Source organism: Candidatus Poriferisocius sp., from assembly GCF_965208475.1.
Classification (GTDB): domain Bacteria; phylum Actinomycetota; class Acidimicrobiia; order Acidimicrobiales; family Bin134; genus Poriferisocius.
Genome location: NZ_OZ242338.1, coordinates 1,864,319 through 1,879,645, shown reverse-complemented (window position 1 = coordinate 1,879,645; position 15,327 = coordinate 1,864,319). Strand labels below are relative to the sequence as shown.

Annotated in this window: 9 protein-coding genes and 2 pseudogenes; 6 read left to right on the top strand and 5 right to left on the bottom strand. The window is 63.1% G+C overall.

The window, feature by feature from the left end; genetic code table 11:
- Nucleotides 1-10 precede the first annotated feature (10 nt).
- Complete coding sequence (locus tag ACOGXA_RS08790; RefSeq protein WP_419926880.1) at nt 11-916, bottom strand: SDR family NAD(P)-dependent oxidoreductase; 906 nt, start codon at nt 914-916, stop codon at nt 11-13.
- 23 nt (nt 917-939) lie between these two features.
- Between ACOGXA_RS08790 and ACOGXA_RS08785 the strand changes: the two genes are divergently transcribed.
- Nucleotides 940-4,476: a helicase-related protein gene (locus ACOGXA_RS08785; RefSeq protein WP_419926879.1), complete on the top strand. Its 3,537-nt coding sequence runs from the start codon at nt 940-942 to the stop codon at nt 4,474-4,476.
- 138 nt (nt 4,477-4,614) lie between these two features.
- Here ACOGXA_RS08785 and ACOGXA_RS08780 read toward each other — a convergent pair whose 3' ends face one another.
- Nucleotides 4,615-5,265 carry an NYN domain-containing protein gene (locus ACOGXA_RS08780; protein ID WP_419926878.1) on the bottom strand — a complete coding sequence of 217 codons (651 nt, stop codon included), beginning with the start codon at nt 5,263-5,265 and terminating at the stop codon, nt 4,615-4,617.
- 58 nt (nt 5,266-5,323) lie between these two features.
- Here ACOGXA_RS08780 and ACOGXA_RS08775 point away from each other — a divergent pair, with 58 nt between their 5' ends.
- On the top strand, nt 5,324-5,491 hold the full coding sequence (locus ACOGXA_RS08775; protein ID WP_419926877.1) for a DUF2188 domain-containing protein: 168 nt from the start codon (nt 5,324-5,326) through the stop codon (nt 5,489-5,491).
- A 418-nt stretch (nt 5,492-5,909) separates the two neighbouring features.
- On the opposite strand, the gene ACOGXA_RS08770 is transcribed toward ACOGXA_RS08775, so the two are convergent.
- On the bottom strand, nt 5,910-10,052 hold the full coding sequence (locus tag ACOGXA_RS08770) for a hypothetical protein (protein ID WP_419926876.1): 4,143 nt from the start codon (nt 10,050-10,052) through the stop codon (nt 5,910-5,912).
- Nucleotides 10,053-10,425: 373 nt separating this feature from the next.
- On the opposite strand from ACOGXA_RS08770, the gene ACOGXA_RS08765 reads away from it, so the two are divergent.
- The 3 genes from ACOGXA_RS08765 to ACOGXA_RS08755 all read left to right on the top strand — a co-directional run bounded on the left by ACOGXA_RS08765 (nt 10,426) and on the right by ACOGXA_RS08755 (nt 12,574).
- Nucleotides 10,426-10,581, top strand: coding sequence for a hypothetical protein (locus tag ACOGXA_RS08765; protein ID WP_419926875.1), 156 nt, complete (start codon nt 10,426-10,428; stop codon nt 10,579-10,581).
- 89 nt (nt 10,582-10,670) lie between these two features.
- Nucleotides 10,671-11,939 carry an AAA family ATPase gene (locus ACOGXA_RS08760; protein WP_419926874.1) on the top strand — a complete coding sequence of 423 codons (1,269 nt, stop codon included), beginning with the start codon at nt 10,671-10,673 and terminating at the stop codon, nt 11,937-11,939.
- Nucleotides 11,939-12,574, top strand: a complete 636-nt coding sequence (locus ACOGXA_RS08755) for an RloB family protein (RefSeq protein ID WP_419926873.1) — start codon at nt 11,939-11,941, stop codon at nt 12,572-12,574. Before ACOGXA_RS08760 ends, ACOGXA_RS08755 begins: the two co-directional genes overlap by 1 nt.
- Before the next feature lie 16 nt (nt 12,575-12,590).
- On the opposite strand, the pseudogene ACOGXA_RS08750 reads toward ACOGXA_RS08755, so the two are convergent.
- Nucleotides 12,591-12,809: pseudogene (locus tag ACOGXA_RS08750) on the bottom strand (transposase); the annotation flags it as partial.
- A gap of 254 nt (nt 12,810-13,063) precedes the next feature.
- Here ACOGXA_RS08750 and ACOGXA_RS08745 point away from each other — a divergent pair.
- A complete protein-coding gene (locus ACOGXA_RS08745) occupies nt 13,064-14,257 on the top strand; it encodes an IS110 family transposase (RefSeq protein WP_419926946.1) in 1,194 nt (397 codons plus the stop codon).
- On the opposite strand, the pseudogene ACOGXA_RS08740 reads toward ACOGXA_RS08745, so the two are convergent.
- Nucleotides 14,211-15,320, bottom strand: a pseudogene (locus tag ACOGXA_RS08740) (IS256 family transposase); the annotation flags it as partial. The gene ACOGXA_RS08745 and the pseudogene ACOGXA_RS08740 overlap by 47 nt on opposite strands.
- Nucleotides 15,321-15,327: the final 7 nt, after the last annotated feature.

Genomic DNA, 15,327 nt, shown 5'->3' with positions numbered 1-15,327 from the left:
CAGCCCGCCCTCAGGGCCGGGGCAGCAGGTTGCGGGGGAACAGGTGGTCGAGCTCGTCGAGGGTCCAGGGGTCGACCTGGGAGTGGTCGCCCCGGTAGATGGCCCGCTCCTCCCGCAGCTCGTTGAACACCGCCACCTGGCCGCCGGCGGCGTGTACCACCTGCCCGCTCACGTAGTCGGCCGCGTCGGTACACAGCCACACCACCGCGGGGGCCACGTACTCGGGCGGGGGAGTGGTGAGGTAGCTCTGCCACATCTCGTCGTCGATGATGCCCTGCTCGTGCCAGGCCTTGAAGTCGTCGTGCGATTTGGCGTGCAGCCGGGTGGCCGCCCCCGGCGCCAGGCAGTTCACGGTGACCCCGGTGCCCGCGGTCTCGGTGGCCAGCGCCTTGGTCATGGAGATCACCCCGCCCATGGCCGCGGCGAACGCCGGCTGGCCCAGATCTCCCAGCGCCCCGTGCGAGGTGGTGTTCACCACCCGGCCCCAGCCCTGGGCCGCCATCAGCGGCACGGCGTGGCGGGCGATGTACCACTTCTGCGACATCTGCAAGGCGATGGTCTTGTGGTACAGCTCCGGCGCCATCTCATAGATCGACCCCTCGATGGCCGCCCCCGCGCAGTTCACCGCGATGTCGACGCGCCCATAGGCGTCCACGGTCTGCTGCACCACCGCCCCGGCGCCCTCGAAAGTGGCCACGTCGCTGTGGTTGGCCACCGCCGTGCCCCCGGCCGCCTCGATGTCGGCCACCGTCCGGGCCGCATGGGAGGCATCAGCCCCGTCGCCCCCCTCGTCGGTCCCCAGATCGTTGACCACCACCTGCGCTCCATGGTCGGCCAACAGCAGCGCAATGGCCCGCCCGATCCCATTGCCTGCCCCTGTGACCATCGCCGCTTTGCCGTCAAGCCTTCTGCTCATGGCCGCAGGGTAGCGTGGCCCGGATGCCTGGCCTGGAGTTCGACGACCTCACCGCCGGAAAGCGGCTTTCAGGTGTGGTGGCCGACGGCGACGTGACCGTGGTGGCTCTAGAGGTTCACGGCCCCGGATCGGCCACCCTCACCTACCGCTCGGCTGGCGGCAGCCTCGGCGAGCGCATCATCACGTTGGATGATCTGGCCCGGATCCAAGCAGTCTCCGAGCAGCGTTGGAGCTTCGATGCCGACGGGGCCGCTTTCCGGCTGGCCTCGGAGGCCCGCCGCATGAAGTCCGCTCACCTGGCCGATCCTTACGCCGCAGTGGACACCTCCAACATCGAGCCCTACCCCCACCAGATCGACGCCGTCTACAACCGCTTCTTGGAGCAGCGCCCGCTCAAGTTCCTGCTGGCCGACGATCCCGGCGCGGGCAAGACCATCATGTCGGGGCTGTTGATCCGCGAGCTGATGCTGAGGGGCGATGTGGCCCGCTGCCTCATCGTCGCCCCCGGAAGCCTGGTGGAACAGTGGCAAGACGAGCTATGGGACAAGTTCGGCCTCAGCTTCGATCTGATGTCCCGCTCGGCGGTGGAGGCGTCGCGCACCGGCAACCCGTTTCTGGAGAAGAACCTGCTGGTGGCCCGCATCGACCAGTTGTCGCGGGCCGAGGACCTCATCGAGAAGCTGAAGGTGGCCGACTGGGACCTGGCGATCGTCGACGAGGCCCACAAGATGTCGGCCCACCTGTACGGCGACGAGCTGCGAAAGACCAAGCGCTTCGAGCTGGGCGAGGTGCTGCGCGAGCGCACCCGCCACTTCCTGCTGCTGTCGGCCACTCCCCACAACGGCAAGAACGAGGACTTTCTGGCCTTCATGACCCTCATCGACCCCGAGCGGTTCGCCGGACGGCTGCGCGACGACGAGATGCCTGAAACCGACGACGTGATGCGCCGGAAAGTCAAGGAGAATTTGACCACCTTCGAGGGTCGGCGCCTGTTTCCCCAGCGGTTCGCCCACAGCCTCAATTTCGAGCTGTCGGAACCGGAGCAAGAGCTGTACGAAGCGGTCACCGAATACGTGCGCAGCGGCATGGACCGCGCCAGGAGAATGCAGGAAGAGGGGGACCGCCGGAGGGGGATCATCTTCGGGTTCGCCCTCGCCGCGCTTCAGCGCCGCCTGGCTTCGTCACCGGCAGCCATCTACCACTCACTGCGCCGTCGGAGGGACCGGCTGGCCGACCAAGCCGCCGAGTTGCGCCGCCTGACCGCCGACGGCAAGCCCGTGTCGGTGGCAGACCTGCCCAAGGGAGTGCGGTTTGCCGATCTGGAGGATTTCGACTTCGACAACTTTGACGATGTGGAACTGGAGGAGCTCGAGGACCACGTCATCGACGCCGCCACCGCGTCGGCCACCGCCGAGGAGGTCGAGGCCGAGGTGGTTGAACTGGAAGGACTGGTGGAACTGGCCGACGCCGTGCGCACCAGCGGTGACGACACCAAGTGGAACCAGCTTCGGGGCCTTCTGCGATCAGAGCAGTTCCGAACCGGCAAAGCAGAGAACCCCGACGGCGACGACGCGCCATCCGGCCCAAGGAAGCTGATCATCTTCTCCGAGCACAAGGACACGCTCGACTACGTGGCCGAGCGAGTCACCGCCGAGCTGGGCCGGCCCGAGGCGGTGGCTGTCATCCACGGCGGCATCAAGCGCCACGACCGCCGGGCCATCCAAGACCGATTCCGGGTCGACCCTGCGGTGAGGGTGCTGGTGGCCACCGATGCCGCGGGCGAGGGCGTGAACCTCCAAGTGGCCAACATGATGGTCAACTACGACCTGCCGTGGAACCCGAACCGCATCGAACAGCGGTTCGGCCGCATCCACCGCATCGGCCAGCAGAGGCCCTGCCACCTGTGGAACATGGTCGCCCACGAGACCCGAGAAGGTGTGGTGTTCACCCGCTTGTTCGAGAAGATCGAGCAGCAGCGGGGCGTCTACGGCGACCAGGTGTACGACGTGTTGGGCGACTCCCACATCAACACTTCCCTCCAAGAACTGCTTCTCAAGGCCATCACCGCCGACGACGATCCCGCCCACCTCGAATACATGCAAGAAGTGATTGAGGGCGACATCGGCAATCAACTGGTGGATGTGCTGGAAAAACGGGCTCTGGTCAGCGGTCTTGCCGATCCCGTGGCCAACGACAAGATCCGACAAGACATGGAGCGGGCTCGGGCCCGCAAGCTGCAACCGTGGTTCGTGCATGCCTTCTTCTCCGAGGCCCTCCGCCAGTATGGCGGGCGCATCACCGGACGGGAACGAGGCCGCTACGAGATCACCCGAATCCCGGCGGCGATCCGATCTCATGCCGACCCAGCCCTCGGCCCGGTGCATGACCGCTATGAGCGGGTCACCTTCGACAAAGCCTGTATCCAAATCGATGGAGGCGACCGGGCCGAACTGATCTCACCGGGCACGCCACTGTTGACCGCGGTCACCAACAAGGTGCTTGCCGACCACGAGCACACGCTGATTCGCGGTGCAACCCTGGTTGACCCCGAGGACCGCTCTACCGATCCCCGCTTGCTGGTCTATCTGGATCATTCCGTAACCGACGGGCGACAAGTCCACGGCCATCGCCAGGTGGTGTCTCGTCGGTTCCAGTACGTGGAGATCGACCGACAAGGCAACGCCAAGAGCGCAGGGAACGAGCCCTACATCGGCTATGCCCCGCTGGCCGAAGAAGACCGAGCGCTACTAGAAGGCCATCTCGACTTGGACTGGGCCGACCACACCGCCGAGGAGACGGCCAAGAGCTGGGCCATAGAACACCTCTCCCAGCCGCACTTCGAGGAGATCGCTCGTGTAACTGAAGCTCGAGTGGCGAAGGTCAAAGAGGCAGTGCGGGAACGCCTCGAAGCCGAAATCCGCTACTGGGACCAGCGAGCCGAGGAGTTGAAGAAACAGGAGCTCGCCGGCCAAAAGCCCCGCCTCAACTCGGGCCGTGCCCGCGCCAGAGCCGACGATCTAGCTGCCCGGCTAGCCCGCCGTCGCTTGGAGCTGGACCGAGAGGACGACCTCCACAACAGCCCGCCCACCATCGTCGGCGCGGCCATCGTCGTGCCTCAAGGCCTCATCGACCTGCTTCGAGGCCTGCCACCCGACCCCGAAGAAACCGCCGACAAGATGGAGACCGACCGCCGAGCCGTCGCCGCCGTCCTCCAAGCCGAGCGAGCCCTCGGACGCAATCCCGAGGCCCAGGCTCACAGCAACCCCGGCTACGACGTCCTCTCCATCGACCCCGAAACCGGCACCCACTACTTCATCGAGGTCAAAGGCCACCTCCCCCGCACCACCGAGATCCACATCAGCGCCCAGCAGGTCAGCAAGGCCAAATCCCTCCCCGACCACTGGCGCCTCGCCGTCGTCTCCGTCCCCGACAACCCCGCCGAGCCGCCCACCGTCCACTACCTCCTCAACCCCTTCAGCGATTACACCCTCTACTTTGCCCAAACCGGCCTGCCCCTCAACGTCGCCGATCTCTTGGCCACCGCCCAAGCCCCTTGCTGAGCAGCGGCTAGCCAGCATTTGTGGGCACCCAGAAAAGAAAGACCCGGCACTCGAAAGCACCGGGTGGGTACGGCAAATGTACCGGGGCAGCGGCGGTGTTGCAAGCACCTATTGGCGGGTGCTTGTTCCGCGAGCTGGCTACCAGCCTGGTGGCCAGCGGTGCCCGCCGACGATCTTGGGGAGTTGGCAGGCGAAAAAATCGTCGGAGGTGAGGGAGTACCACCAGTGGCCGCCGGTTCCGTCGTTGGGGCGGCCTCGCAAGGCCTGGGCTGTCGGGGTGCCTCTGGGGTTGACGGTACCCAGCGGCAGATGTTCCCGGGCGTGTTGGGCGGGTAGGCGCAAGTCGCTGTCGTTGGCGATCAACACGGCAGCGTCGATCTGGTCGGTGTGGAGGTCGATCAGAAGATGGGAGGCCACGTTCACGTCGGAGCCTTTTTCTTCGTACACCTTGATTGTCATTCGCACTCCGCCCGTTGTGGTTTGCCCGCTTACATGCCGGGCAACGAAAGTTCCCTCCTCCACCACGATGCGGCCAGTGGCTCGCAGTGCTGCGAGATAGGTCTCTTGCTGGTGGCGTGTGCTGAAGTTCTCCTCGCCGACAAAGATCGCTGTGCAGTACACGATGCGGTGTGCCGCCGCTTCTTGCGCCGCCCATCTGGGATTCCGGCTGATCAGGCGGTTGGCTAGGGCTGAAACGTCATGCCAGCGCCAGCCGCGCTCATAGCCCCCGCAGAGATGCTGACCCCCGTAGTAGAGGTTGAGTCCGTCGATATAGACTCCTACACGCACTGCCGACAGTATATGGTGGAATATCAGAAATCAGTGTAAAAAGTGGAAAGATTCTGAAATGGGTGAAAAACGTTTGGTGACGAAGAACCGTTACGGAAAGTGGGAGGTTCGGGCCCCCAGCGTCGTGCATCCTGACTCGACGCATGAGACTCGCGAAGAGGCTGAGAGCGCTGCCATGGAATTCGTGGAGAAGGCCGGCGGCGGCTATGTCGACGTCATTCTTTAACCCGCGGAGTGGAGCAGTCTCCGGGCACCCGGACATGGGCCCAGCCCAAGCGCACTGTTCCCATTCCGCCAGAGACCACCGCAACACACCGCTCTACTCTCCACGAGCGCATCGAGGCACCCCGCCGCGACCCTGAGTTTCAGGAGCGGCTGAAGCAGAATCTCAACTGCCACAAGGAGGCTTGGACAGGCTGGCCAACTGCTGACGCGAAATCATGTCTGACGACATGCCACTGGGATCAGTCTGGAGGTTGAGCCTGTTCGTTGTGTGGCGCTTCTTGAGTCGGTCACCCCTACACCCAAAGGCCGCCTCAGGCAGCTCCCACCTTTACATTCTTGCGGCCCGGATAACGCTGGGAAGCGTTATCCGGGTCAGTGGCCTTTACAAGGCCGTGTTTATCTGCGTATCTGCCAAAGGCCTAGCTTCGGTCCCTCAGCATCTCGCTCCAGGGATGTTTGTCGGTTTCTGTCGGGCCAATATAGGACCGGGCGGTGGCATCAAGGAGGATGACATCGTTGTTGTCAAGGGCGTAGGCCGCGCTGGCGGCGACCCATCGAGGGTTGGCGGCCCAGTCGTTATCCGGCGGCATGAGGTCTTTGGCGGCTAGGGCAGTCCAAAAGATCGTTACCCCTGCTTCTGCGAGCCGTTCGACCGTTTCGTCGCGGTGCGCGAGCAGCGCGGCGGGTCCGCCGACGGCGACCGACGGATCTTTGGCGATGGTGATGCCCCGCTGGTTCTTCCACTCGAAGTCGCTGCTGCGAGTGAGGCCGAGCAGGTTGTGGAGCCGCTCGATTGGGACGTATCCGATGGTTTCTCGATCGGCGGAATGGTCTCTGTTGGTTCCGGTTCCGGCGTATAGGGCTGCGGCGGCGAACAGGTCGCATGGCGGTTGCACCGACTGGCTCGACCAGGAGCCTGGTTCGGAGAAGGCTTGTGCCCATGCCGGGTCTTCGGGGTGGGAGGCTAGGAGCACGTTGTGGACGTCAGGCGATTTGGGCATCTCGAAATCGCGCCAGTCTTTACCCTCGGCCCAGTCTCGTATTTCGGTGAGCTTGTCCTCAGGGATCAGGTAGCCGCAGATTTGCAGGCGGACCCAGACTTTGGGTGGGCGGAGTGCCTTGTGCTCGGGGGCCAGTGGTTCCTTCCAGTCGGCGTATGTTTCGAGGACGAGCCATGGTTCGCTGTTCTGGTCTGTCACGGCAATCAGGTCGAGGGGGTCGGGAATCCCTTCGACGTCGGTCGGCTCTTTCCCGGTCTTTTTCGGATCGAAGGCTGCCTGTTTCGGCGAGAACCACGGTGTTGGTGGGCCGGTCTCGGGCTTTCGGGCGAGGACAGTGGGGTCGATGTCGCGGTAGACCATCTGTTCAGCGTGGCTGTACGCCATCACCGGGCTGTTGCGCCATTCTCGTATCGCATAGTTGTCGGCTAGGCGTCCCAGCAGTTCGTAGAGTGCGATCCTCTGGTATTTCTTGCCGACACGCTCAACGGCGTGGTCGGTCCTTGACCCAGAAGGCAGTCTTCTGTCTGTTTCTTGGAAGGCTTCCGGGGTCCAGCCAAGGTCAAGGACCCGACCGAAAATCGTCAGCTGCGCCAGGGTGATCTGTCGTTCCATGTCTTCGACCTCGAAGTGGCCAAGAGCTGGGGTCAAGACGTATTTTCCAAAATCGCCGTCAGAACGATGGAGGGAGTGCCAAATTGATCCGTAGTTATAGTCGGGCGGTCCGGCCATGGTTTCGACCTGGTCGGTGGTATGGGCGGGCACTGGAAGCTTTGCCCCGTAAGGCGGTCCGCTGTATGGATGCCCGTCTGGATCGCCTCCTTCAGGTGGACTCCAGCCGGTGCTCAGTGCGAGTTGAAATATGCGGTGGGCGTAGTCGCGCGTGAGCAAATGAGCGGGCCACTCGTCTCCGAGCATGCCAGCGGTTCCGAAGGCGAGCTTGTGTTGGGCTGAGGTGTCGGGTGAGCGCATAGCGGCTCCACAGGCTGCGGCGGCGAGGCGCTCGAGCACATAGGGGTCGTTTACCCCACGAAATAACTGTAGGACTTCTTCGGCTGTGTCGGATGCTGGCTCGAAGAGCGCGACCAGAGACTTGGTCGCTTGATCTCTGACGCGGTTGTCGGAGGTTGCCAGCATCCATCCAAACATCAGCCCCGCCAGTCGCCTGACTTCCGATTCGGCAGCGCCGCTGTTGTCTCGCACCCAGTTGATCAAGCGCCGTACGGGTGTCTGGTACTCCGTCTGGTCGACGAGGAAGAGGGACCATTGCGTGTCGCGCTCAGCCAGCTCTTGATCAATCAGCCATGCATGGAACTGGTCGGCATTGAGAGGATGTCCAGCAACGCAGGACAGCCGCACGAGCTGATCAAATAGCGGCCCCCGCAGGTCATCGTCACCTAGCAATTGCCTCACGATCCCGACGGTCTTTGGGCTGACTGCCCCCGCAGACCGCAGTACCAGGCTGTCCACGAACGGATCGAGTTGATCGCGGCTGACCCTTCTGTCATCGTCGGCGAGTATTTCGATGAGTTCTACGCCTCTTGTCTCGGGGAGCATGACGGCAAGCGCTCCGAGAACTCCCCTCTGGCTCCATCTGGGGTTGTCTGCCCACTGCCTGATTTCCTCGTCGGTTTTCTTGCAGTGCAGAGCGGCTTGGGCGATGTCGCCGAGCCGCTGGTATCCAAAGCCGATCCCGGTTTGAGTCTTGATAAGGACTCCCTCATCGATCAGGCCCTTGAGGAGAGACTTGGACCACCCAGCGGAAGGGTGGATGTCTTGGAGCAGTTGTTCCGCTGTTTCCCAGTCAATTGGCGGGCCTTCGGAGGTTTCAGCGGCTTCGGCCAGCGCGCGAACCGCTTGCCGCACGAGGTGGCGTACCGGATCGAAGTCGCAGCGCTTGCGGTGGGAGAGACGCTCGTTGACTGCTTGTAGGAAGGCGTCGCAGACCGTCGTGAGCCCGGCAGAGTCCAGCTGGAAACTGTCGCGGCCCAGCGTCTTCAGCGCCTCGCAAGCCAGCCGCAGGAATAGCGGATTGGAGAACTCGGGGTTCAGCACCGGGAAGCTCACCGACCCAATGTCGTAGTGCTGGGCATACCGCACGATCGCTGCTTCAGTGTCCTCGCCGAAGCCTTCGTGCTCGACCTTTGGCATCGCTGTATCACCTACTGCCTCTGACACGAACTCGGAGCGGCAGCTCACCGCTAAGGCAACCTGCTTGTGCCGGGCGACAATTTGCTGGAGCACCCGCAAATTGTCTTTCCACCCCTCAGGCCACTCACTCTCGTTCAAAGCATCGATCATCAACAGCCCCATCACACCCGACGCCTCAGCAGCCGCAGCGAGCGCCGCCACCTCCTCCTCGACAGACCCATCGAATGACGTCAACTCGGGGATCTGGAGGTGAGGTGCCCGGCGGTCGAAGTCCTGGCCCATGACCAAAACGGTGGGACTTCCCGCATCAACCCGCACTTTGGCGATGTCGCAGAGCAGATGGGTCTTTCCCGTGCCTGCCTTGCCAGCTATCAGCGCTTCTCCTGCCCGCGCTGCCTGGGTAGATGTCGAGACGGCGAGTTCTGCGAGGTTGTCGAGCGCGCTCAACGCCCGATTCGCGTCATGGTGCAAGAAGGCCGCGTCGCCCATGCAGAAGCCGCTATTCGACAGATGGTTGGAATGCAGCAACCCGACCAAGTTCCAGATCTCTTCTTGGGCAACTCGAATCTGGTCATCCGGGGCGGGCAGATCGCCGTAACCACCAAGTGCCGAAATGAGCGAGCTAACAGCGCGGTCAGCCTCTTCAATAGCCGCTTTGCAGGTAGACAGCGCTTCAGCAAATTCTCCCGTGTCGCCCTCCGGCGTTCTCCAGTGCCCAGAGCGGCTCTCCTGGAGTGCAGCCAGAAATTCTCGCCACTCTGCGGTGAACCGATCTGTGCGGCCCAGCCCCTCCAAGGCTTGCGCTGCTTCCACTCCAATATGGACTTTAGGGGAGTAGCGGGGACCCGCTTTCTTGATCGCCTCGTTAAGCCGGTCATGGAACCAGGGACCATCCATGAACGGTTCGTCGAACCAGTAGCGCAACCGCCCCGCTTGTCCGGGGTTTGTCAGCGCCTTTACAAGTTCATGCTTGCCAACAAACGCAAACTCAACCGATCTGCCCGATGCTTGTGCCAATTCTTCCCATTCTCCGACCTTGTTTTCCCAGCGTGTACGAGCCGACATGCCCCTTGGTGTGTCGCCTGCCGGCAGGTCGATTGGGAGCGCCACTAGATATCGGCACAACGCCGGCTCATTTTGGAGCACCCGTTCAATCGACTGCTCGATTTGACTGGTGACCGACGCGTCAAGGCGGAACAGGTATTTGGCCTGCCAAGCACAGACCGTGCCGTCGGGCAGAGTTGCCCTGCCCTCGCGGCCCCCGTCGGGATCGCCGAAGCGGGCGAACACTGTGCCGTCGGGCCACTCGCTGACCGCTTCCTCGATCAAGGTGCAGGCAAATTCCTCGAACCCGCCTGCCCGCGATGCAGGGGAGCCGTAGGGTCGGATGCGCTGGAAGTCGATGTCGGGCAATAGGGGGCTCATTGGCATACCCGACGATTGGGTGCCTCCGGCCAGTCCAAGTTCACACAGCAGTAGGCGACAGTGTCCCAGTCGCCGCTCCTTTTGGTGCCAGAGGGGAGTTCTCGCAGGGATTAGGGCATGGCGTTTACAGATGCCCCTTGATTTCGGCGTCGCGCGACTGGTCTTCATGGACGTTCTCTTGGTCCTTTGTCTGCGGCATGTTTGTCCAATCAGATCATGGCGCTAGCTAATCCGCTGATGGGACCTCTCCTTCTATCATGCTTGTAATTTGCCCGCAAGAGTGTTTCGAAGTGTCCGGAGGGATGCCTCCCCTGGGGCCATCCGACATTTCGCGCAGCAGCATCAACGTCTTCTGATCCAAATGGCAAGGCCATTTGCCAGGGGACTCGACAACCTCGCCATTTCCAAGATCCCTACCGCCCGTTACCTCATCGGCCTCTTTAGTGACTTCAACCTCCACTTCACCCAAACCGGCCTGCTCCTCAACGTCGCCGCCCCCTTCCAAGTCACCCCCTGAGCAGTAAACAGCAATCTACAAGCCAGTTTCGTATAAGTCTGACTAAATCAGATACGAAATTGCTATCGTGTGGCTGGGAGGACTCTGCCATGTTGCTGCGATTCCAGGTTTCCAATCACCGCTCGATCCTCGATCCTGTGGAGTTGTCGATGATTGCCGTGGACGACGACCGTCCCGCCACCCGCGGCTTTGACCGCTTGTCGGAGCGCGTCCTGACGACCACCGGTATCTACGGCCCTAATGCCTCAGGCAAGTCCAACGTGCTGGATGCTCTCCATTGGCTGTCGTGTGCCGTGGCCACCTCCTTACTGGCAGGTGGGGACTCCATTGCTCGAGACCCTCACCGCTTTGGCAAGGGGCCCGATCAGCCCTCGACTTTCGAACTGGATTTCGTTTTAGATGGCGTTCGTCATGGTTATCAGCTTGAAGTCGACGACTCTGCCGTGCGGTACGAGAGTCTGTGCAGCTACCCCGAGCGGAGACGACGGATGCTCTTCGAGAGGGAAGGCGATGAGGTCCACTTCCGTCGCGGACTGAGCGGCACCGGCGGAACCAAGGAGCTGCTCACACCTACGACGCTGGTCCTATCGGCAGGCAAACGTGTAGGCGATCCTGCAATCAAGGCCGCAGGCCGCGCGGTTTCTGGGATAGCCGAAATCAATGCCCGCGGATTCAATCGGAGAAGAGGCCGATCGCCCATCAAGTTTGCCATCGTTGCCTCGGACACTTACTCACAATTTGAAGACGCGGGCATACGCGAGCAGCAGGTCTTCGGTTCCGTTACGCGTGGTGAGGCGGCTATGGGGTTGCTGCGTCTTGCTGATCCGGGGATCACGGATTTCGACATCGTTGAATTAGAAGATCGAACAACCGGCGACACCCATGAACAGTTGGTCTTTGTGCATCACGATGGAGACAGGGCCGTCAAGTTCTGGCCCAACGAGGAATCAGCAGGCACTCAGATGCTGTTCAGCCTCTTAGGACCAGCGCTTGAAGCACTGAGGCAGGGCCAGGTTCTCTTGTTCGATGAAGCTGATGCAAGCCTGCACCCCCGATTGTCGGCCCGTCTCGTCGAACTGTTCCAAGATCGGCAGACCAACCCCCACGGCGCCCAACTCATCTTGGCCACCCACGACACGTCCCTGCTCAGCACGCTCAATCGCGATGAGGTCTGGCTCACCGAGAAGGGGTCCAATGGTGCAACTAGCCTCGTTGCCCTTGCAGAATTCGGCGGCGACAAGGTGAGGCGGTCGCTAAATCTTGAGCGGGCCTATTTGCAGGGTCGGTTTGGTGCAGTTCCCGAAATCGATCACATCGACGTGCGTCAAGCTTTCGGCCTTGCCGGCCAAGCAACCTGATGGCTCGATCATCACGAGGCAAGAAAGGAAAGGACAAGTCGCTTCGCCGCAAAATCGCCACCCGCTCTCCCAAGCGCACGGTCCGCGCGTTTTGTGAAGGAAAGAGGACTGAGGTCGACTACCTCAAAGCGCTGAGGCGGCAGCCTGAGGTGCGCGATATCGCCTCGGTCGCCATTGAGATAGACGAGACCGTCGCTGGTTTCGACCCCCTGGCACTGGTGAGAAAGGCCGCTGCTGCCCAAAAGGATGCCAAGGACGAGATGAGCGAGATCGATGAGGTCTGGTGCATCTTCGATGTCGAGCAGCCGAAAAGACACTCCAGGCTGAATGATGCCGTGGCTCTTGCCAGAGAGCGGGGGATCCAGGTTGCGGTATCGAATCCATGCTTCGAACTGTGGCTCATGTTGCACTTTCAGGAGCAGTCCGCGTGGCTCGACACTAACGATGCTAAGCATCAGCTCAAACAGCATGATGGCAACGAGGGCAAGGGCTTGGATGGTGCGATGTACATGCCGAGACGTGATGAGGCGGCACGCCGTGCTAGGAGGCTGCTGATTTATTGGTTGGGGAAAGGCTCGCGTTTTGGGTTGGGGTGGGCGAGACTGGGGGTGGGGTCTGTCAGTTTTTTTGTGTAACAGGTCGTGATGGTTTTCATTTGATGTGGTCGGCGATCCGGTCGCCGTAGTGGATGGTCAGTGTGTTCAGTATGGCTTTCCAGCCGTTGGTCTTGCCGGTGAGGTTGCTGCGGTTCTTTCGTTTGGTGGTGGCGACAAGGTAGAGGATTTTCATGGCGGCCTGCTCGTTGGGGAAGTGCCCTCGGTGGCGTACCGCTCGTCGGAACCTGGCGTTGAGGCTCTCTACGGCGTTGGTATCGGGTATGAAATCTGCGGCGTCTCGGGCGCTTGCTGCTTTGGCCGGTAGGGTCTGGGTTGCCGGGTTCGGGGTGCTGAGGAGGAACAGCTAGGGCAGGCCGTCCTTACACAGTGAGCTGCGAGCTCGTGTTAGTACTTGGCCGCCCCTGCGACTGGCCCGGCTGCGCTGTGAGCGCGAATCCGTTTTTGTCGTGTCCGCCCGGCGGTTCCTCATTGATGTCTGAGAGGAGCTGTCATATGCGGTGGATTGGGATGGACGTGCATCGTTCGTTTGCGCAGATCGCCGTCGTCGAAGCGGGGGTGTGCCGCGACGAGGGGAGGATCGGTGTGCGTCCGGAGGACCTGCGGGCTTGGGCGGAGGAGTTCTTGGAGCCTGGCGACGAGGTGGCTTTGGAGGCGACGACGAACTCGGACGCGATCGCGGTGATGCTGCGCGGGGTCGTGGCCCGGGTGGTGGTGTCGAACCCGCGCAAGACTCGGGCGATAGCGGAGGCGAAAGTCAAGACCGACAAGGTGGATGCCCGCATCCTTGCGCAGCTGTTGGCGGCGGATTTCTTGCCGGAGACGTGGGTGGCCGACGACCGGACCCGCCGCCGCCGGCGTCTGGTCGCCCAGCGGACAAATCTGGTGAAGCAGCGGACCAGGCTGAAGAACAGGGTGCATGCGATCCTGTCGCGGAACCTGGTGGCGACGTGCCCGCACTCTGATCTGTTCGGAAGCGCCGGCCGCCGCTGGCTCGCCGGCCAGGACCTGCCGGGCGACGAGCGGCGCAGCGTCGAGGCGCTCTTGCGCCAGATCGACTTCCATGGCGCAGAGCTCACCGAGGTTGAGCAGGACATCGCCGCCGACGCCCTGGATGATCCGGTGATCGCCCGGCTGATGACGGTGCCGGGGATCAACGTGACCGCGGCGATGTCGATTGTTGCCGCGGTCGGCGACTTCTCACGGTTCGAGTCGCCGGACCGCCTGGTGTCCTACCTCGGGTTGAACCCGAGGGTGTCCCAGTCGGGAAACAGCCCGGCCGCCCACGGGCGGATCACCAAAGCCGGACGCGGCCAGGCCCGAGGCATGCTGGTCGAGGCAGCGTTCTCCGCGGCGCGAGCCCCCGGGCCGCTGCGGGCGTTCCACCGGCGCATCCATCAGCGCCGCGGCTTCCAAATCGCCACCGTCGCCACCGCCCGAAAAATGGCGGTGCTGTGCTGGCACCTGGTCACCAAAGGCGAGGACTACGCGTTCGCCCGCCCCAGCCTGGTCGCGCACAAGCGCCGCGGCCTCGAGCTCGCCGCCGGATCCGAATCCCGCCGCGGGCCGACCGCCGGGCCGTCGCGGGACTACCACATCAAAGAGCTGCGAGACGCCGAGAAAGCCCTCGTCGAGCAACAAGAGCGGGCCTACGAGGTCCTCGTCTCCCACTGGCAGCCCCAAAAACCCGCACCCCCTGCTTGACAATTGCATCCGTGGTGTAGACCACCCGGCGCAGCTCGGCGGGGAACTCCAGGAACGGTGTGAACTCGTCCCAGCTGTTGCGCCAGGCTCGGATCATGGCCGGGTAGGTGTCCTCCCAGTCTTGGGCGAACGCCTCGAAGCGGGCCTCGGCGGCCCCGACGGTGGGGGCGGTGTAGATCTCCCGCATTGATCGGGTGATCGGCCCCCAGTGCGTCTTGGCCGCGTAGCGCAGGCTGTTGCGGACCATGTGCACCACGCAGGTCTGCACCGTCGCCTCGGGCCAGGTCATGCGGATCGACTCCGGCAGGCCCCTCAGCCCGTCGCAGCACACGATCAACGCGTCGGCCAGGCCCCGGTTGCGGAGCTCGCCCAGCATCGCCGCCCACTGTTTGGCGCCCTCGCCTCCCGATGGGCCCAGCCACAGGCCCAAAACGTCTCGCTCGCCGCCCAGATCCACGCCGATGGCGACATAGACGGGCCGGTTCGCGACCTGCGAGTCGCGGACCTTGACCACTATCGCGTCGATCAGCAGAACCGGGTACACCGCGTCGAGGGGCCGGTTCTGCCAAACGGCCATGTCGGAGACGATCTCGTCGGTGATCTTGGAGATCGTCTCCCGGCTCACCGACGTGTCGTAGATCTCTTCGAGGTGCGCCTGGATCTCGCCGGTGGTGAGCCCCTTCGCGTAGAGGCTGATCACGTTGCCCGACAGGCCGTCCAAGCGGCGCTTGTGCTTGGGCACCGCGACGGGCTCGAAAGTCCCCGCCCGGTCACGGGGCACCCGAAGGTCGATCTCGCCGATCTCGGTGGTGACCCGCTTGGGCGAAGAGCCGTTGCGCGAGTTCCCCGACCCGCGGCCCTCCGGAGCGTGGCGCTCATAGCCCAAATGGCCGGCCATCTCGACCTCCAACCCGGTCTGGAGGACCTGGCGTACCAGCCCCGTCAACAGCCCGCCGTCGCCGGTCAGCTCCACGCCCTCGGCGCGGGCACGCTCGACCAACAGCTCGGCCCAGTCCTGCATCGCCGCCTCACCGGCGGCCTCGTTCGCCGGCACAGCCGGCATATCCTGA